We start from the raw sequence: 18,953 nt of genomic DNA, 5'->3' as shown, positions 1-18,953 counted from the left end.
GCTCCATGCCCCCTATGCAAGTCGCCACCCAGCTCGCCCTCTTCCTGGCCAACAAGCCCGGCACCCTGGCCGAGGTCTGCTCGGTCCTCTCCAAGGCCAAGATCAATATCTACGCCATCAGCACCTCCGACACCATCGACCACTCCGTCGTCCGGCTCGTCGTCGACCACCCCCAGAAGGCCATCCGCGCCTTCGAGGATCACAACACCTTGGTGGTGGAAAATGAAGTCATCATGATCGAGGGCGCCAACAAACCGGGCAGCCTGGCCAGCATCTCGCGCAAGCTCAGCGAGGCCAAAATCAACATCGAATACGCCTACTGCGCCACCAACCCGACTTCCGACACCGGGCTCCTCATCCTCCGGCCCGCCAATGTGGCCAAAGCCCTCAAGGTCCTCAACACCAAGTAGCACGCTTTCCATTCAATCGGCAACAATTCCCCCTCGTTCTCTCCATCCATGTGAGAACGAGAATGAGAAAGAGTGCGAGTACGATTTGCTGATGAAACGCGCTCTGCCCTCCACCCTCCCGTAGCGAAGCGAAGGCGGACGCCCTCCCTCCACCAAGGATTGCTTTAAGGCCCGGGGATGCTATTCATCAGGAATGCCCTCGTTAACCCCCGAACAACAGGACGCCATCGATCGCGCCCTCTTCGCCGGCCATAAAATCGAGGCCATCAAGATCTACCGCGACCACGTTCACTGCGACCTCAAAGACGCCAAGGACACGATGGACCAGCGCGAAAGAGAGCTCCGCTTGTCCCAGCCTTCGCGCTTCGAACCGGCCAAGGCCGGCTGCCTCGGACTCCTCTTCCTTTCCGGAATCACCTCCTGTTCCCTGGTCTGGCTCCTCACCTGACAGGCCTGATATCAAAAATGACTACTCAACAGATTTTGTCGGGCGGCAATCCATTCCGTCTGTTCCGTTGAATCTCGTCTGAGACCCCTTTTATTCCCGATACTCCCGATAAACCCATATCACCCCGAAAACACCAACATTCCCATGAACCATCTCCTGAAAATCACCGCCCTTCTGGGCCTCATCACCACTTCCGCCGTTCAGGCGGCCGACCTGCCCTCCACCGTCGAACAGTCCCATGAGATCCTCCTGGGTCGCCAATCCTCCGCCTCCCCCATCCCCCAGAAGGAACTGGATGAAGCCAAGGGTGTCGCCATCATCGACATCACCAAGGGCGGCTTCGTCGTCGGCGGCATCGGCGGCGACGGCGTGGTGCTCGTCAAAATCAAGTCCGGCCTCGGTGGCTTCCTCGGCGCCCGCAATTGGAGCGCTCCCATCCCCATCGGCTTCAGCGGCGGATCCTTCGGCGCCCAAATCGGCGGGTCCAACACCAAGGCCATCGTCCTGCTCAACAGCGACCGAGCGGTCGAACGCTTCACCAAGCCCGGCAAGGTCGGCTGGAGTGCCAGCGCCACCGGTACCGTCGGCGGCGACCACCGGAGCGAACAAGAGGGCGGCCTGCTCAACGATTCCGATATCAAGATCTTCCAATCCACCGAAGGCCTCTACGGAGGTGCGGTCTTCGGCGGCTCTTCCCTCTCCATCAACAACAAGGCCATCTCCCGCACCTACGGCTCCGGAAAAGGCGTCCGCGACATCCTCGAAGGCGGCGTCTCCGCGCCTCCCTACGCCAAAAAACTCGTCGAAGTCCTCAACGGCAAACGCTGAGTTTGTGGTCTGATTGACTTTTTTTTTACCCTATTGCATAGACTGTGCGACAGGGTCAACGATAGGCGAGGCTCCTGGCTCCCCCGTAGGTGTTCTGGGCCGAGCCGGTTCGATGTCTTGCTTCCAAGGGCGGCTCAGCGGGAGCTTCGCCCTCCCGTAAGGCACCTGTTCGACTACCCACCCCTTTTCCTGTCTTTCTATAGCCTGACAAAAAACGCCCTCCCCCTCTGCGCGAGGAAGCGTCTTCATCCTTCTCACTGTAGCCGGGGAATCCCTTCCCCGGTGCCCCCTTCCAAGGCAACTCTCGCGCAGAGGCGCTGAGACGCGGAGGATGAGAGATAGTGAACGTCAATCAACTTGAAACTTGATACTCCTGTCCGCCATAGCCTTGGCGAAGGCGGATAAGACTGAAAAACTCTGCCCCCCCTCTCTGCGCCTCCGCGACTCCGCGCGAGTTAAACTGCCTTTATCCGCCAAGGCTTGTCCCAAGGTCCAATTTCAGCGCGGCTCTTCCACCCAGACTCCCTCGCGTTCCACCAATCGCCCGGCACTGGCCTTGGCCAGGCGATCCTGGATCGCCCGCCCCAGACCCGCCGTGGGAACCGCTTCGGCGATGATCCGTCGCACTCCGGATCCGTCCAGTTCGCGCAGGAGGGCGAACAACCGCGAAGCCGCTTCCGCAGGTTCCTGGTGAGGGGTCAACACCGCAACCGGTCCCGCGTGGGCCGGGGCCTCATGCCAGACCAACAGCGCCGAATCACGGTCAAACGGCCCCCGATCTTTCAGTCTACCCTCCACCAACCACAGCGGCGTGCGCGGCGCGTAGTGGTGGGCCAGCAATCCCGGGGCCTTGATCGCCTCCCCCGCCGTGGCCAGTTCCAATGGCCCGGTCACTTCCTCAATCTCCTCCTGGGCAATCGCCCCATGACGCAACAAAACCGGACGGGTTCCCGTGCAATCGATGATGGTCGATTCAATCCCCCGGATACAGGCCCCGCCATCCAGCACCAGTGCCAGGTCGTTCCCTAACTCCGTTTCCACCGCCTCCGCCGTGGTCGGACTGAGCCGCCCGAAGGGATTGGCACTGGGGGCGGCCAGCGGGCCGCCAAACGCACGCAGCACCTGCTGCGCGACCGGGTGCGCCGGACAGCGAACCGCTACCGTGTCCATGCCCGAGGTGACCAAATCCGGCACCTCCGGACGTCGCGGCAGGACCAAAGTCAGCGGCCCGGGCCAGAATCGCGCCATGAGTTTCAGCGCCAGGGGCGGAACGTCCGCCGCCACCCGTTCCAATCCGGCCGCATCCGGCACATGCAGGATCAGGGGGTCAAAGGTGGGCCGCTGCTTGATTTCAAAGATGCGCGCCACCGCCTGCGGGTTGAATCCGTCGCCGGCCAGGCCGTAGACCGTTTCCGTCGGCAACCCGATGCATGCCCCCGCCCGCAGGGCTGCCACCGCCCGGGCCATCGACGACTCATCCACCGGCAGGATCATCGGAAAAACCTAGAGGACCCCGACCCGCATTCCAAGCCCCGAGCACTTCCTGTTTGATCACCACCTCGTTTTCGCACTCTTACTCCTTCTCGTTCTCTCCCCCTGTCGAGATCTCACCTTTTCACTCCCTCTCCCTGCCGGGTTGCCATTCTACCTCCCGCCTCTTATCCTCGCCCCCATGACCGTCCCCCCGCCCGACAGCGCCATCCTCCGCGAGGCCGCCGCCCGCGGCCTTGGCGAAGACCTGGGCCCGGCCGACATCACCTCCCTCGCCGTCGTCGACCCCGCACGCACCGCCCGGGCCCGCATCTTCGCCAAACAACCCGGAACCCTCTCCGGCCTCGTCGTGGCCGAAACCGTTTTCCGCGAAGTCCACTCCGGTCTCCGCTTGACCGCACGGACGACGGACGGCTCCCCCCTTGCTGCCGGCGACACCGTGCTGGAAATCGCAGGTCCCGCCGCCGCCATCCTCACCGGGGAACGCACCGCCCTCAACTTCCTCCAACACCTCTCCGGTATCGCCACCTTCACCCGCCGCTTCGTCGACGCCACCGCCGGAACGTCTTGCCGCATCCTCGATACCCGCAAGACCCTGCCCGGCCTGCGTGCCCTGGAAAAGTATGCCGTACGCTGCGGTGGCGGTCACAACCACCGCATGGGCCTCTACGATGCCTTCATGATCAAGGACAACCACGTTGCCCTGATGAATGGACCCGGAGGCCTGGCCGAGGCCGTCCGCCGGGCCCGCGCCTTCCAACCCGACGCCCACCTCACCGTCGAGGCCGACACTCTTGAGCAAGTCGGCCTCCTCGCCACGCTCGACCTCGACCTCAACCGTATTCTCCTCGACAACATGGGCACCCCCACCCTCCGCGAAGCCGTAGCCCTAACGGCAGGTCGCTGCGAGTTGGAAGCTTCCGGGAACATGACCCTGGACCGCATCCCCGAGGTGGCCGCCACCGGGGTCGACTTCATTTCCGTCGGAGCCCTGACCCATTCCGCCACCGCCCTCGACTTCAGCCTGGAAATCCTGCCCTCATGAAAAAGCCCACCGCCCCGGCCCATTGGCCCATTGCCCTCGCCATCCTCCTCGGCATCGGCTGCGGCCAATTGACCCGCCTGGGCGTCGGGGGCAGCACCTTTGGTTTTGGCGGCATCGGTGGGATATCCTTGGTCGAAGCCTACGCCTTCCTCGGTTCGCTTTTTCTCCGTGCCCTGCAAATGCTCATCGTTCCCCTGGTCTTTTCGGCGGTGATCAGTGGCGTGGCCGGACTGGCCCGCGATCACTCCTTTTCGCGGCTCGGCTGGCGCACCCTGGCCTACTACCTCGGCACCGGCACCCTGGCCATCGTCACCGGACTGCTCCTGGTCAACCTCCTCGGCCCCGGCCGCGTCGATCCCGCCACCGCCCAGCGCCTGCTCGGTTCCACCGCCGGCGAACAGGTCGTGCAGTCGCTCGGTACGGCTTCGGGCGCCGACTTCGTCACCGTCTTCCTGCGCATGGTCCCGCCCAACCTCTTGGAAGCCGCCCGCGACAACGGCCAGCTCATCGGCCTGATCTTCTTCGGCATGCTCTTCGGCTACTTTTCGACCAAGCTCCCGGAGGAGCTATCCACCCCCGTTCTGGCTTTCGCCCGCGGCGTTTACGAGATCATGATTCTGCTCACCGAGTGGGTTTTGAAGTTTGCCCCGATTGGGGTCTTCGGACTGGTGGCCAAGGTTTCCTCCACCACCACGCCCGCCGATGTGCTCAGCCTGGCCCTATTCGGGGGCACCGTGCTCGCCGCCCTGCTCATCCACGGCCTGGTCACCTTGCCGCTCCTCCTCCGCTTTATCGCCCGCGTCAACCCCTGGGCCCACTATCGCGCCATGGGGCCCGCCCTCCTGACTGCCTTTTCCACCAGTTCCTCCAACGCCGCCCTGCCCGTCTCGATGGATTGCTTGGAGCACCGGTCAGGTGTCAGTCGGAAAACCATCAGCTTCGTCATCCCCATCGGGGCTTCCATCAACACCGATGGCACCGCCCTCTACGAATGTGTGGCCGTGCTCTTCATCGCCCAGCTCGCCGGGGTCGACCTCTCCCTGGCCCAGCAGGCCTTGGTGGTCCTGATGGCCCTGCTGACCGGTTTCGGGATGGCCGGCATCCCCTCGGCCAGCCTGGTCGCCATCATGGTCATCCTCCAGGCCCTCCACTTGCCCGTCGAAGCCGTGGGCGTGCTCTTGGTCTTCGACCGCATCCTCGACATGGCCCGTACGACCCTGAATGTCTTCGGTGACAGCTGTGGCGCCCTGATGATCGCCCGCCTCGAAGGGGAAAAAACGTTCGTCGGTCGGGATTGAGCGAGAAGAGATATTCTATCAGCTTTCGGCTTTCGGCTGTCAGAGATCCCAGATCCTGAATCCTGAATTCATTCAGCCCTCCCCTCCGTAGCGAAGCGCAGGCCGCGCCATAGCTTCTAGCGTGGGCGGGTCCGCCCCCCTTCCTCAGACTCCCTTGATCCTGAATCCGAATTCCTTTTCGTCTACCAGCTTGCATCTTTCCACTCGCCTCAACCGTCAAGTTGCAGCAATCATGACTCGACCATAAATATATGAGCACTTCCGTTCAGAAGCTTCTGCTTGGAGTAGTCTGCTTTCTTTCTATCATCGTGTCGCTAAAGGCAGGCGGTTCTCAAAAACAAGGCATTGGTTTCTGGAGCTTCAAGGGTGCCGGGATTGGCCTGAACGAGCTGGGCGCCTCATGGTGTTATAATTGGCAAAATGAGGCTCCTGCGGATCTCCGAGCCGAAATCGAATTTGTGCCGATGATTTGGGACGAGAAGGACGTTCAGGATTCTGCACTCAAAGAAGCCAAGAAACACGGGACTATACTTTTGGGTTTCAATGAGCCAGATCACTTGAAACAAGCAAATATGTCTGTTGAGCTGGCATTAAAGTTGTGGCCCCAATTGGAGGCAACGGGAATGCGGCTGGGCAGTCCCTCTACTGCTGGCGGCGCTGACAAGAAGGATAGCTGGTTTGGACAGTTCATGAGGCAGAGCATGGAAAGGGGCTATCGGATCGATTTTGTTTGTGTTCATTATTACGAAAGCAATTTTTCGGACCCTATAGAGGGAAGCAAAAAACTCAAAGCATTCCTTGAGAGCGTTTATGGATTGTATAATAAACCCATTTGGCTGACAGAATTTGCTTTATCCAACTGGAAGACCCCCGCTCATCCTGATCAACAGCGGGCCTATATGGAAGCAGTGCTCCCCATGCTTGAAAGCCTGCCGTTTGTCGAACGCTATGCATGGTTTGCATTACCCCCCAACCCGCATGGAGATGAAGGCGCCTTAGCGGGTTCCAATCTCTGTGACAACGAAGGAAAACTCAACTCCCTCGGGAAAACCTATCAAAGGCCAAATCTCCACTGAAGCATCAATGAGTGCATCATCAAAGGCGCATGGGTGCAGCCCTTGAAAATTGAATCAATCCAAGTGGCGTTCCACCCATGGTTCTTGATGGGTTCTATTCCTTGCACGTTGCCAGTTAGCACCTCTTAACAGAGGGACACAGACTCGTCTCGCCATGGACAGACGAAGCCGGATCGTGTTTCTGGGTGCGCAGACCGATGGTCCTAAGGTGGACATGTCGAATTTCCGTTGCAGGAGGGACGGAAACCTGAACGGGGAAAGGATTCCCCCGTCTACAGGAGGGGAGGAAAGATTGTTGATGGATGATTGCGGATTGATGATTTGATCCAGATCCGTCCACTGTTTGATAGCCGATAGCTGACAGCTGATAGCCGACAGCAGATAGCAGATCACCCAAACCAATCAAACCGGAGCCAGCGCTTTGGTGGCCAGTTCGGTTTTGGCCCGCTGCAGGAAGTCGGCAAAGGGCATGGCGCCTTCGTCGCCCTTCCAGCGGGAACGCACCGCCACCTGCCCGGCCTCGGCCTCGCGCTTGCCGATGACCAGCATATAGGGAACCTTGTCGAGCTGGGCCCGGCGGATCTTGGCCCCCATCTTGTCGGGCTGTTCGTCGTTGTGCACCCGGAACCCGGCCGCACGCAATTGCTCCTCCAACTGCCGGGCAAAGGGCAACTGGTCGTCGGTGATCGGGATCAGGCGGATCTGCTCGGGTGAGAGCCAGAGCGGGAAGGCGCCGGAGAAGTGCTCGATGAGCACGCCGCAGAAACGCTCCATCGAACCGAAGGGCGCGCGGTGGATCATGACCGGGCGGTGCTTGTGGTTGTCGGCCCCGATGTAGTTCAAATCGAAGCGTACGGGCAGGTTGTAGTCCACCTGCACGGTGCCGAGCTGCCATTCGCGGCCGATGACGTCCTTGACCACGAAGTCGATCTTGGGCCCGTAGAACGCGGCCTCGCCCGCCTCCTCCGAGTAGGGCACGCCCAAGGTCTTGGCGGCCTCGCGGCAGGCGGCCTCGGCCTTGTCCCAACTGGCCGGATCTCCGGTGAATTTGCTCGAGTCCGGGTCGCGCAAACCGATGCGCACGCGGTAATCCCCGATGCCCAGGGTGGCCAGGACGGTCTTGACCAAGGAGAGACATCCCTGGATTTCCTGCGAGACCTGTTCCTCGGTGCAGAAGATGTGCGCGTCGTCCTGGGTGAAGCCGCGCACCCGGGTCATGCCGCCGAGTTCGCCCGATTGTTCCCAGCGGTAGACCGTGCCGAACTCCGCCAGCCGCACCGGCAGGTCACGGTAGGAACGCGGTTGGGAATCGAAAATCTTGATGTGGAACGGGCAGTTCATCGGCTTGAGCAGGTAGCCGTCGACTTCGCCCTTATCGAGGAGGTTCGTCAGTTCGGAACAGTGGCATCCGTCGTCGCTCAGTTTTTGGAGGGTGTCTTTTTCCACCAGCGGGGGGAATTGCGAATCCCGGTAATAGGGGAAGTGCCCGGAGGTGCGGAAGAGTCCCAGCTTGCCGATGTGCGGGGTGAAGACCTGGGAATAGCCCTGCTTGTTCAGTTCCCCGGAGATGAACTGCTGCAATTCGTTGCGGATGATCCCGCCCTTGGGCGTCCAGAGGACCAGCCCCTGCCCCACGGCCTCGTCGATGTGGAACAACTGGAGTTCGCGGCCCAGCCGGCGGTGGTCCCGTTGTTTGGCCTGTTCCTGCTGCTCCAGGTAGGCCGCCAGTTCGTCCTTGCTGGGAAAGGCGGTGCCGTAGATGCGCTGGAGCTGCTTGTTCTTTTCATCACCACGATGATAGGCACCGGCCACGGACAGCAATTTGAAGGCCTTGAGCTTGCTGGTGTAATTGACATGGGTGCCGGCGCAGAGGTCGAGGAATTCGCCGTTCTTGTAGAAGGAAATGGCCTCGCCTTCCGGGATGTCGGCCAGGCGTCCGAGTTTGTAGCGTTCCTGTCCGAAGGCCTTGATTTTGGCCACCGCTTCTTCGCGCGAACACTCCAGGCGCTCGAAGCGCTGGTTCTCGCCCGCGATCTTCTTCATTTCCACCTCGAGCTTTTCCAGGTCCTCGGCGGTGAATTTGTGGTCGAGGTCGATGTCGTAGTAAAAGCCCTGGTCGGTGGGGGGGCCGATGTCCAATTGGGCCTGGGGGAAGAGGCGAAGGACCGCCGTCGCCAGCACATGGGAGCAGGAGTGGCGCAGTTCTTCCAAAGGGGACATGGTTTTCATAGATGACAAAAGTTTAGAGGGGACCGGTGACAGAGGTCAATGCGCCCTCTTCAAGCTATCCTGGCCAGTGTGTAGCCCTCTTTCCCGTCCTTGGCCGCCCAACCCCTCGCCTTGAGTTCATCGCGCAACCGGTCGGACTCGGCCCAATTTTTGGACAAGCGCGCCGCCCACCGGGCCTCGGCCAGGCTTTTCACCTCCGAGGGAATTTCGATCTGCGCCGAAACCGGGGCCTGATCGAGGCGGATGCCGGTGGCCCCCAAGAAAGTGGAGAATGCCTCCGCGTCGTCCGCCTGCAATGTGTCCAATACGGAAAACAACGCCCCCAGTGCCTTGGGCGTATTCAAGTCGTCCGCCAGGGCCTCGAATACGGGGGCCATCCGCCCGCCGATCACCGGAGTCGCGGACTCTCCGGCGCTACCGATCCGCGCCGCAGCACGCGCCATTTGTCCGAGGGCACTCCGCGCCGCGGTGAAGGTGTCCCAGGTGAAATTCAACGGCTTGCCGTAATGCCCCGAAAGCAGGACGTATCGCAGTTCGGCCGCGGTGAACCCCCTGGCCTGTACATCGGCCAGGGTGAAGAGATTGCCCAGGCTCTTGCTCATCTTCTGCTTGTCGACCGTGAGATGGGCCCCATGGAACCAGTGCCGGACAAACCCGCAACCGGTTGCGCAAACGCTCTGGGCGATTTCATTCTCGTGGTGGGGAAAAATCAGGTCGATGCCGCCCGAGTGCAGGTCGATGTCGCAACCCAGATACTCCCGCGCCATGGCGCTGCATTCCAGGTGCCAGCCGGGACGACCGTCGCCCCAGGGACTGGGCCAGAAATTCGGTCCATCCTCCGTCTTGCGCGCCTTCCAAAGAACGAAATCCGCGGCCGTCTCCCGTTGGTATTCGTCCGCATCCTCCACCGCCCCACTTACGCCCGCGTTCGCATTCACACTGGCCGCACCCGAGGCCCCGGTGATGACCTCGCGTTCCTTCAGACGGGACAAGCTGCCGTAGTCGGGAAACGATTCCACTTTGAAGTAGACCGATCCCTGGGAGACGTACGCATGGCCCTTGGCCACCAAATCTTGAATCATGCGGATCTGGTGGGGGATATGGCCCACCGCACTGGGTTCGACATGTGGGGCCAACAAATTCAGCGCCGCACAATCCGCATGGAAACGGTCGCGCCAGTGCGACGTGAATTCCGTCAACGTCCGTCCCTCGGCCTGGCTCTGGCGGATGGTCTTGTCGTCCAGGTCCGTCAGGTTGCGCACATGGGTCGTGCGGTGCCCGAACACCTCCAGCGTGCGACGCAGCACATCCTGCATGATGAAGGTCCGGAAATTCCCGATGTGGGCGGGTCCATAGACCGTGGGACCGCAGCAATAGATGCGCACACTCTTTCCGTCGGAAGCTTCCACCTTCCGCGCGGTCCGCGATGCCGTGTCGTACAAAACCAAGTCCTTCATCGAAGGGAGGAAACTAGCGGGAACGCCCCACAGCGACAACCGCCATTTGCAATAGCGCTTGGCCCTGCGCATGGATCATGGTTTATTGGTCCACCCATGGACGCCGCCTTCCCGCCCCGCCGCCGCTTCCGTCGCCTCCGCCTCAAGCCCGCCGTACGCGACCTCGTACGCGAAACCCGCCTCGGGGTGGAGGACCTCATCGCCCCCGTCTTCGTCAAACCCTCCGGTCCCCCCGAACCCATCGCCTCCCTTCCGGGGATGGCCCGGCTCAATCCGGAAGATGCGGTCTCCGAATGCCGCGACCTGGAACAACTCGGCCTCCGCGCCGTCGCCCTCTTCCCCTGCGTCCCACCGGAACTCAAAGACCATGAGGCCAGCCGGGCCATCCAGCCGGATCAGTTTTTCCACCAAGCCCTCCGCCAAATCCGCTCCGCCCTCCCCGGTCTGGTGATGATCGCCGATGTGGCCCTCGACCCCTACACCCCGCACGGCCACGACGGCGTCCTGAACGCGGCGGGACAGGTCGACAACGACCGCACGGTCGGAATCCTCGCCCGCATGGCCGTCCTGCAGGCCGGACTCGGTGTCGACTGGGTCGCCCCCTCCGACATGATGGACGGACGCGTCGCCGCGATCCGTTCCGCCCTCGACCAGGCCGGCCACCCCGACACCGCCATCCTGGCCTATGCGGCCAAGTTTGCCTCCGCCTACTACGGTCCCTTCCGTGATGCCGTCGGCAGCAAAAAAAACGGCGATGGCATCGACAAACGCACCTATCAGATTGAACCCGCCAATCGGCGCCAGGCCGTGGCCGACGCCCTCCTTGATGAGGCCGAAGGAGCCGACCTCCTCATGGTCAAACCCGCCGGGCTCTACCTGGATGTCCTGCACGCACTCCGCAGCCGCACTGATCTCCCCCTCGTGGCCTACCAAGTCTCCGGAGAATACGCCCAACTGCACGCCGCGGCGGAGAAAGGGTGGCTGGATCTGGAGCGCACCCGCGACGAATCCCTCCTCGCCATCAAGCGATCCGGAGCCGACCTCATCATCACCTATTTTGCGAAAAGCCTGGCCCTTCAGGGCGCATTTCGCTGACTCCCGTCAGGCACAGTAGCCAAACTAATCCCACCAAGTCGATATTGATAAACCATTGAATATCAGGTATTTATTTTAACCAAGGGCATTTGACATTCCACGTTTGAGGGCTTAATCTTCTGCACACCTGATGCACGACTTCAATCTGAGCGACAGCGACCGCCCGGCCCTCGATCGTCTGGCCCGGCGCAATCCCTCCCCCGATCCCCAGGCCCGCGGCGGTCTGGCCAGTGGGGCCAATGCCGGCCTCTTGGAGGATATTTACGAGCAGTGGCGAGTGGCACCCGAACAAGTGGACACCGCATGGCGGGCCTTCTTCGAGGGCTTCGAACTCGGCTGCCAACAAGAAGTCGGGGCCGCCACCTCTGGATCCCCGGCGCCCACATCCACTTCCGGCACCGACTCCGACCGCATCTACCGTCTCAAGCAGGCCCGCATCTACAACCTGCTTTTCGCCTACCGCACGCTGGGTCACCACCTCGCCAGCCTCGACCCTCTGGAGATCGCCAAGCCGGTCGATACCGAGCTGGACCTCAAGCACTTCAACCTGAGCGAGGCCGACTTGGATACGAAATTCGATTGCGGCCGTCTGGCCGGAGGCGGCGACCGCACCCTGCGCGAAATCCTCTCCATCCTCAAAGCCACCTACTGCGGCACGATCGGCGTCGAATACATGCACATCCAGAATTTTGCCATCCGGCGCTGGATCCGTGACCGCATCGAAAATTCCCGCAACCAGCCCAACTTCACCAGCCAGATCAAGCGACGCATCCTCAACCGTGTCCTCGCGGCCGAACTCTTCGAGAAATTCCTCCATACGCGGTATGTCGGCCAGAAACGCTTCGGCCTGGAGGGCGGCGAAACCCTCATCCCGATGCTCGACGCCATCGTCGAACGCTGCCCCAAACACGGCGTCCGCCGCATCGTCATGGGTATGGCCCATCGCGGCCGCCTCAACGTCCTGGCCAACATCCTCAACAAAGCCTACAAGGCCCTCTTCTCCGGTTTCGCGGAAAACTACGTCCCCGATTCCGTGCAAGGCGATGGCGACGTCAAGTACCACCTTGGCTACGAGGCCCAGGTGGCCGCATCCTCCGGCGACACCGTTGACATCTCCCTCGCCCCCAACCCCAGCCACTTGGAAGCCGTCAACACCGTCGTCCTTGGCAAGGCCCGGGCCTGGCAGCGCATCCTCAACGACACCCAGGAACGATCCAAGGTGCTGCCCATCCTCATCCACGGCGACGCCGCCTTCATCGGTCAGGGCATCGTCCAGGAAACCCTCAACCTGGCCCAGCTCGACGGCTACAAGACCGGCGGCACCATCCACCTGGTCATCAACAACCAGATCGGCTTCACCACCGTCCCGAAGGACGCCCGCTCGCCCATCTACTGCACGTCCATCGCCAAGATGAACGGCATCCCCATTTTCCACGTCAACGGTGACGACCCCATCGCCGCCGTGCACGTCATGGAGATCGCCTTCGAATACCGCCAGACCTTCAAGCGAGACATCGTCATCGACCTCTGCTGCTACCGCCGCCACGGACACAACGAAGGCGACGAACCCAACTTCACCCAGCCCACGCTTTACCAGGAAATCGACGCCCAACCCCGCGTGAGCGAGATCCTGATCCCCAAGCTCGTCACCAATGGCGACATCACCGAAGCGCGGGCCCAGGAATACATCCAAAAATTCCAAGACCAGTTCGAAACCGCCCTGAACGAGTCCAAGGCGGCCACCCGTGACATCAAGCCGCGCATGCGTCCGCCACTCGCCACCCCGGAAATCCTCGATCCGGTGGACACCACCGTGACGCCCGAACGGTTGCTCAAGGTGGGCCAGGCCGTCACAGCCGAGCCCCAAAATTTCAAGATCAACGCCAAGATCGCCAAGGTCCAGCAATCGCGCCGGGCCATGGCCGAGGGCCGCGAAAAGGTGGACTGGGCCTTTGCTGAAATCCTTTCCTTCGGCACCCTCCTCGACCAGGGAATCCCGGTTCGCCTCTCCGGCCAGGACGTCCGCCGGGGCACCTTCAGCCAGCGCCACGCGGTCCTGTACGACCTCGAAACCCGGGACCGTTACATCCCCCTGATGAATATTTCCCCGACGCAGGAGCGCTTCTGCGTCTACAACAGCCCGCTCTCCGAAGCGGGCGTCCTTGGATTTGACTTCGGCTACTCCCTCGACTACCCCAACATGCTCTGCATCTGGGAAGCCCAGTTCGGCGACTTCGCCAACGGCGCCCAGGTCATGATCGACCAGTTCATCAGCAGTTGCGAATCCAAGTGGGGCGTCACCTCCGGCATCACCCTGATGCTGCCCCATGGCTACCACGGCCAGGGCCCGGAACACTCCAGCGCCCGGCTTGAACGCTTCCTCCAGCTCTGCGCCGAGGACAACATCCAGGTCGCCTACTGCTCCACTGCCGCCAACCACTTCCACATCCTCCGCCGCCAGGCCCTGCGCAAGATCCACAAGCCCCTCATCCTGATGACCCCCAAGGGCGCCCTGCGCGACAAGCGCGTCGCCTCGGACATCGCCCTGTTCTCCGGTGGATCGTTCCAGGAAATCCTCCCCGATCCCAACCCCCCGAAAAAGGCCTCCCGCGTCATCCTCTGCACCGGCAAGGTCTATTACGACCTCGAAGCGGGACGCGAAGCCCGCAAGGCGGACGACGTGGCCATCGTTCGCATCGAGCAACTCTACCCCCTGCATACCGACAAACTCAAAGCCGCCACCGCCGCCTACGCGGACGCCAGAATCGTCTGGTGCCAGGAAGAATCACAGAACATGGGGGCCTGGACTTTCATCGAACCCCGCCTGCGCGCCCTCTTCGGCCGCGACATCGTCTACGCCGGACGCGACGCCTCCGCCAGCCCCGCCACCGGTTCGCTTGCCATCCACGAACTCGAACAACAGGACCTCGTCCGACAAGCCTTCGAAAACTGATCCATCCGCCATTCCCCATCCGCTATACACCTTTTTGTATGCCCATCACTGTCAAAGTCCCCTCCGTCGGCGAATCCATCACCTCCGGCGTCCTCGGCGCCTGGAAAAAGAAATCCGGCGATTACGTCAAGTCCGGTGAGGTGCTTTTTGAATTCGAAACCGAAAAAGTCACCACCGAAGTCTACGCCGATACCGCCGGCACGATCAAAACCCTGGTCAACGACGGCGCCGAAATCCAAGTGGGCCAGGTCGTGGCAGAAATCGATGAGAGCGCCAAGGCTCCGGCGGCAGGAACAGCCTCCGCCCCCCAATCAGAAATCAAAAATCAGAAATCAGAAATCGCTGTGGATCTCTCCCCCGCCGTCCGCCGGCTGGTCGAAGAAAACAAACTGGATGCCGCAAAAATCCCCGCCACCGGAAAAGACGGCCGTTTGATCAAGGAAGATGTCCTGAATTACATCCAATCCCAGCTTCAGGCCGCCGCCATCACCCCCGCGCCGCAACCCAGGAGCCAGACCCTCATTCCGCGCGAAACCGTCTCCATCGCCGCCTCCGCCACCGCCGCCAGCCCGACCGGGCGCACCTCGCGGCGGAAGATGAGCCAGCTGCGCAAGAAAATCGCCGATCGTCTGGTCAGCGCCCAGCGCCAGGCCGCGCTCCTGACGACATTCAACGAAGTCGACATGTCCGGCGTCATGACCCTGCGGAAAAAATTCCAGGACCGCTTCGTTGAAAAACACGGCGTCAAACTCGGCTTCATGTCGTTCTTTGTCAAAGCCACCGTCTACGCCCTCCAACAGGTCCCCAACATCAACGCCCGGATTGAAGGCGACGAGATTGTCCAAAACCATTTCTACGACATCGGGATCGCCATCTCGACCGAGAAGGGACTCTTCGTCCCCGTTCTGCGCAACGTTGATCAAATGTCGCTGGCCGACATCGAGAAAGCCATCATCGACTACGCCAAAAAAGCCAAGGCCGGACAGATCGCCATGAGCGACCTCGAAGGCGGGGTGTTTTCCATCACCAACGGGGGCACCTTCGGCTCCATGCTCTCCACGCCCATCGTCAATCCGCCCCAGAGCGCCATCCTGGGCATGCACAACATTGTCGACCGTCCCGTGGCCATCGATGGCCGGGTGGAAATCCGTCCGATCATGTATGCCGCCCTCACCTACGACCACCGCCTGGTCGATGGCAAAGAAGCGGTGACCTTCCTGGTCCGCATCAAGGAAGCGATCGAAACCCCCGCCCTCGCCCTTCTCGAAGTTTGAGCGGTTGAGCGGTCGGGGAGAACGAGGCCCTCCCAGTCTAGAGTGCATTGCGTTTGATTGGCGTGGTGCCAACTCTTTTCTCTTACTCGCTTTCGTGCTCGTTCGCTCTCATTCAAAGAGCACGCGAACCAGATAAAGTATGAGAACGAGCAGCAGATCAAACGCAAAATGCTCCTAGCACTTTGGACGCCAGGCCCATCCGTCGGAACCGGCGCCGGCAGTCCGCCTCCATCCATCCCTCCATCACCCACACGCCGCCTTCAACTGCCCGCAACCCGCGGCCACGTCGATCCCCCGCCGTTGCCGGACGGTACTCGGCAAACCGGCATCGGCCAGCACCCGTTGGAAAGCCCGCGCCGCCGACAGTCCAGCCGGGGCCTCCCGGTAGCCCTCGGTCGGGTTCAACGGGATCAGGTTCACATGGCAATCCAAACCGGCCAGCAATGACGCCAACTCCCGCGCCTGCTCCGGCGAATCGTTACGGCCGTCGATCAGTGTCCACTCCACGAAGATCCTCCGTTTGGTTAGTTTGGCATACGTGCGGCAGGCCCGCATCAATTCGTCCAGAGGCCATTTCCGTGCCACCGGCACCAGGGCCGCCCGGGCTTCCTGTGTGGCCCCGTGCAGGCTCACCGCCAGATGGTAGGGCCTCCCCTCCTCCGCCAAACGCAGTATCCCAGGCACATGGCCGACCGTGCTCACGGTGATCCGCGAGGCCCCCAGGTTCAGGCCGCGCGAGTCGGTGATGATCTCCAGGGCCTGCATGACCGCCTCGTAGTTGTGCAACGGTTCACCCATGCCCATGAGCACAACATTGCGCAATCCAATCTTCCCCGACTGTTGCAGCACCCGCTGGTCATGCACCACTTGGAAGACAACCTCTGCAGCCGTGAGGTGGCGGGAAAAACCCATCTGGCCGGTGGCACAGAACACACATCCCATGGCGCAGCCCGCCTGGGTGCTGACACAGGCCGTCGATCGGCCGGGATAGCCCATCAGCACCGTCTCCACCGCATGCCCATCCTCCAGTTTGAGCAGGAACTTCCGTGTTAGGCCATCAATGCTGGAAATCGCCGAGGCCATGCGAATCCGTTCCTCGAAGCCCCGGGCCCGGCACCACGACCGCAAGGGCGCCGGGAAGTCCTTCCGGTCGGCCAGATCTTCCACCGCCGCCAGGTCGCGGTAGAGGGCCCGCCAAAGCACCCGGGCATGCACCGGCTTGATCCCGTCGCTTTCCAAAAGCCGTTCCATCCCGGGAAAGGTACATCCGTATAGTGACAGTCCCATCCAGGCCGATTATCACGGACCGTGCCGAGGCCCGGCAATCGGAATGTGAACACGCGACTGGAATTGTGGACACATTTCGTATCGTGCCCGTTCCTCCGGACTGCTAGAAAACAAGTACATGCCCAAACCCAGCACCGTCACCGAATCCACCACGCTGCTGGACCATGCCTTTGCCGCCTGGCCCGAGGTCAAAAAGAAGCAGATCCGCACCTGGCTCAAATTCCAGGCCCTCACCGTCAACGGCCGGCCCACCTCGCAATTCGACCACCCCCTCGTCCCCGGCGATGTCGTCGCTGTCCGCAGCGACCGTTACGCCGTCCCCAAAACACTCATCGGTGCCGGGATGAAGGCCTGGTTCGAAGACGCCCATCTCCTCGTCATCGACAAACCCCCGGACCTTTTGAGCATCGCCAGCATGGGCGAACAGGAAAAAACCGCCTACTTCCAACTGACCGACTACCTCCGCCAGGGCAAATCCCAGGGCCGCGAGCGCGTCTGGATCGTCCACCGCCTCGACAAGGAAACCTCCGGCTTGATGGTCTTCGCCAAAACCCCCGAAGCCAAGGATACCCTGCAATCCGGCTGGGACCGGGTGGAGAAGAAATACGAGGCCGTGATCGAGGGCCGTCTGCCGCAAAAAACCGGCACCTTCGACTGCCACCTCGACGAGCGCAACCCCTTCAAGGTCTTCGTCAACCCGCCAACTGATTTCACCCGCCACGCCGTCACGCACTACCAGGTTCTGGCGGAAAAAGGACGGCGCAGCCTGGTTGAACTGACGCTTGAAACCGGAAGACGCCACCAGATCCGGGTCCACTTGTCAGACGCGGGTTGCCCCATCATCGGCGATGAAAAGTACGGATCGAGAACCAACCCCGCCCACCGACTCGGTCTGCACGCCACCTCGTTGAAATTCCCCCATCCCGCCACCGGGGATTGGCTTGCCTTCCAATCACCGATGCCCAAGGAGTTGACCAAGCTGGTCCGTTGATCCCCCCTTGCCATGCGCTTGCCCTGCGCCAGACTGGATCCATGAAACGCCCGCCCTGCCTTTTCCTGTCCGCCTTCCTACTCGGATCACCCCTCTGGCTTTGCGCGCAGACCGCTTCCACCACCGAAGCTGCCCTTCCTCCGGCCTTCTCACCCTTGCTGCGGGAAATCGTCAAAACCAAGACCCCGGCCCAATGGATGACCACCATCCAGAAAGCCAGCCCCACCGCTTGGAAAACCATCCAAAAGCGTGCCCAAGAGCCCGATCCCGTGCCCCTCACTTTGGCCGACTTCCAAGCGCTGCCGGAAAAGGAACAAAAGGCTCTCCTCACCGCATTCACCCCGCTGGTCGCCGAAATCACCGCCAACCTCACCCCGCAGGAGCAAATGGCCATCCTCGTCGCCGCCCCCCAGTTCGAGCCCGACCAAGTCATCGCCCCCATCGTCAACCAGGCCTTGGGTCTCTCCAAATAATCACCGTCATCATCCGGCCGCCCTCCCTTCCGGCCAGCCAACCGGCTGCCCGTTTCCCGTTTCCTTTGACGGCGGGCGCGGGCTCGCCTTTAATCTCCGGATGCCCTCCTTTGATGTTTCCTCCGAAGTCGACATGGCCGAAGTCAAAAACGCCACCCTCCAATTCCGCAAGGAAGTCCTGACCCGCTTCGACTTCAAAGGGGTGAACTGGGAGCTTGAGGAGGAAAAGGACAAGTTCGTCCTCAGCGCCGACGATGAATTCAAATTGAAAACCCTCGACCAAATGCTCATGGGCAAACTGGCCAAGCGCGACATCTGCCTGAAGAACATGGACCACCAGAAAATCGAGACCTCCAGCGTGGGACGCGCCCGGCAGGAAATCAAAATCAAACAGGGCTTCGAGGGCGAAACCGCCAAACAGGTCGTCCAGATCATCAAGGGCTTCGGTCTGAAGGTCCAGGCCCAGATCCAGGAGGGCAAGATCCGCGTCACCGGCAAGAACCGTGACGACCTCCAGGAAGTCATCCAACGGCTCCGAGCCACCGAACTTCCCGTCGGTGTCGGTTTCGGCAATTTCCGCGACTGATCAAGCCAAGGC

General features: G+C 61.5%; 16 protein-coding genes. 12 read left to right on the top strand and 4 right to left on the bottom strand.

The window, feature by feature from the left end; all coding sequences use genetic code 11:
- Window positions 1-5 precede the first annotated feature (5 nt).
- From SFU85_04375 to SFU85_04365, 3 genes are all read left to right on the top strand, one after another.
- The gene (locus SFU85_04375; GenBank protein ID MDX6766007.1) at window positions 6-410 is read left to right on the top strand and encodes an ACT domain-containing protein; all 405 of its coding nucleotides are present in this window, start codon (window positions 6-8) and stop codon (window positions 408-410) included.
- Window positions 411-603: 193 nt separating this feature from the next.
- Window positions 604-858 carry a hypothetical protein gene (locus SFU85_04370; protein ID MDX6766006.1) on the top strand — a complete coding sequence of 85 codons (255 nt, stop codon included), beginning with the start codon at window positions 604-606 and terminating at the stop codon, window positions 856-858.
- Window positions 859-1,002: 144 nt separating this feature from the next.
- Window positions 1,003-1,686, top strand: a complete 684-nt coding sequence (locus SFU85_04365) for a lipid-binding SYLF domain-containing protein (GenBank protein ID MDX6766005.1) — start codon at window positions 1,003-1,005, stop codon at window positions 1,684-1,686.
- A gap of 498 nt (window positions 1,687-2,184) precedes the next feature.
- Here SFU85_04365 and SFU85_04360 read toward each other — a convergent pair whose 3' ends face one another.
- Complete coding sequence (locus SFU85_04360; protein MDX6766004.1) at window positions 2,185-3,180, bottom strand: L-threonylcarbamoyladenylate synthase; 996 nt, start codon at window positions 3,178-3,180, stop codon at window positions 2,185-2,187.
- A gap of 178 nt (window positions 3,181-3,358) precedes the next feature.
- On the opposite strand from SFU85_04360, the gene nadC reads away from it, so the two are divergent.
- The 3 genes from nadC (at window position 3,359) to SFU85_04345 (ending at window position 6,596) form a co-directional block, all read left to right on the top strand.
- Window positions 3,359-4,222 (top strand): carboxylating nicotinate-nucleotide diphosphorylase, encoded by an 864-nt coding sequence (gene nadC / locus SFU85_04355; GenBank protein ID MDX6766003.1) that lies wholly within the window; start codon window positions 3,359-3,361, stop codon window positions 4,220-4,222.
- Entirely contained in the window at window positions 4,219-5,520 is a 1,302-nt protein-coding gene (locus SFU85_04350; GenBank protein ID MDX6766002.1) for a dicarboxylate/amino acid:cation symporter, read from the top strand. Before nadC ends, SFU85_04350 begins: the two co-directional genes overlap by 4 nt.
- Before the next feature lie 251 nt (window positions 5,521-5,771).
- Entirely contained in the window at window positions 5,772-6,596 is an 825-nt protein-coding gene (locus tag SFU85_04345; GenBank protein MDX6766001.1) for a glycoside hydrolase family protein, read from the top strand.
- Window positions 6,597-6,998: 402 nt separating this feature from the next.
- Here the strand turns inward: SFU85_04345 and thrS are convergent, their stop codons facing one another.
- Together thrS and cysS are read right to left on the bottom strand one after the other, a co-directional pair.
- Entirely contained in the window at window positions 6,999-8,825 is a 1,827-nt protein-coding gene (gene thrS / locus SFU85_04340) for a threonine--tRNA ligase (GenBank protein MDX6766000.1), read from the bottom strand.
- Window positions 8,826-8,875: 50 nt separating this feature from the next.
- Window positions 8,876-10,354 (bottom strand): cysteine--tRNA ligase, encoded by a 1,479-nt coding sequence (gene cysS, locus SFU85_04335; protein MDX6765999.1) that lies wholly within the window; start codon window positions 10,352-10,354, stop codon window positions 8,876-8,878.
- A gap of 24 nt (window positions 10,355-10,378) precedes the next feature.
- On the opposite strand from cysS, the gene hemB reads away from it, so the two are divergent.
- From hemB to odhB, 3 genes are all read left to right on the top strand, one after another.
- Window positions 10,379-11,377: a porphobilinogen synthase gene (gene hemB / locus SFU85_04330; GenBank protein ID MDX6765998.1), complete on the top strand. Its 999-nt coding sequence runs from the start codon at window positions 10,379-10,381 to the stop codon at window positions 11,375-11,377.
- Window positions 11,378-11,507: 130 nt separating this feature from the next.
- Window positions 11,508-14,330 carry a 2-oxoglutarate dehydrogenase E1 component gene (locus SFU85_04325; GenBank protein ID MDX6765997.1) on the top strand — a complete coding sequence of 941 codons (2,823 nt, stop codon included), beginning with the start codon at window positions 11,508-11,510 and terminating at the stop codon, window positions 14,328-14,330.
- Between the two features lie 38 nt (window positions 14,331-14,368).
- Window positions 14,369-15,604, top strand: coding sequence for a 2-oxoglutarate dehydrogenase complex dihydrolipoyllysine-residue succinyltransferase (odhB, locus tag SFU85_04320; GenBank protein ID MDX6765996.1), 1,236 nt, complete (start codon window positions 14,369-14,371; stop codon window positions 15,602-15,604).
- 243 nt (window positions 15,605-15,847) lie between these two features.
- On the opposite strand, the gene rlmN is transcribed toward odhB, so the two are convergent.
- A complete protein-coding gene (gene rlmN, locus SFU85_04315) occupies window positions 15,848-16,891 on the bottom strand; it encodes a 23S rRNA (adenine(2503)-C(2))-methyltransferase RlmN (GenBank protein ID MDX6765995.1) in 1,044 nt (347 codons plus the stop codon).
- Window positions 16,892-17,009: 118 nt separating this feature from the next.
- Between rlmN and SFU85_04310 the strand changes: the two genes are divergently transcribed.
- From SFU85_04310 to SFU85_04300, 3 genes are all read left to right on the top strand, one after another.
- Window positions 17,010-17,882 carry an RluA family pseudouridine synthase gene (locus SFU85_04310; protein ID MDX6765994.1) on the top strand — a complete coding sequence of 291 codons (873 nt, stop codon included), beginning with the start codon at window positions 17,010-17,012 and terminating at the stop codon, window positions 17,880-17,882.
- Window positions 17,883-17,923: 41 nt separating this feature from the next.
- Window positions 17,924-18,355 (top strand): hypothetical protein, encoded by a 432-nt coding sequence (locus SFU85_04305; GenBank protein ID MDX6765993.1) that lies wholly within the window; start codon window positions 17,924-17,926, stop codon window positions 18,353-18,355.
- 100 nt (window positions 18,356-18,455) lie between these two features.
- A complete protein-coding gene (locus SFU85_04300; protein MDX6765992.1) occupies window positions 18,456-18,941 on the top strand; it encodes a YajQ family cyclic di-GMP-binding protein in 486 nt (161 codons plus the stop codon).
- Window positions 18,942-18,953 lie beyond the last annotated feature (12 nt).

The sequence above is a fragment of the Candidatus Methylacidiphilales bacterium genome, assembly GCA_033875315.1.
Lineage (GTDB): Bacteria > Verrucomicrobiota > Verrucomicrobiia > Methylacidiphilales > CAZTYG01 > JANRJG01.
Note: the sequence above shows the minus strand (reverse complement) of the source record. Positions and strands in the feature narration are given on the sequence as shown.